This window comes from Brevibacillus sp. HB2.2, from assembly GCF_013284275.1.
GTDB lineage: Bacteria > Bacillota > Bacilli > Brevibacillales > Brevibacillaceae > Brevibacillus > Brevibacillus brevis_D.
Genome location: NZ_JABSUV010000133.1, coordinates 1 through 223 on the forward strand (window position 1 = coordinate 1; position 223 = coordinate 223).

Annotated in this window: 1 protein-coding gene; it reads right to left on the reverse strand. The window is 52.5% G+C overall.

The window, feature by feature from the left end; all coding sequences use genetic code 11:
- The coding region (locus HP401_RS35550) for an AMP-binding protein (RefSeq protein WP_173607638.1) at positions 1-223 on the reverse strand (223 nt) is incomplete at both ends.

Here is a 223-nt window from a genome sequence, read left to right on the forward strand (position 1 = left end):
CCATCATGTATGCCAGACGTTCTTTCGGATAATCCGAATCGAGCGGTACATAAGCCCCACCAGCTTTGAGAATCCCGAGCACCCCGATCAGCATTTCGAGAGAACGCTTCACGCAAATACCGACAAGTGAACCTGGGCGAACGCCTTGTTTTTGCAGGTAGTTGGCCACTTGATTGGCTCGCTTCTCTAACTGGGAGTAGGTGAGACTCTGGTCTCCCGCTAC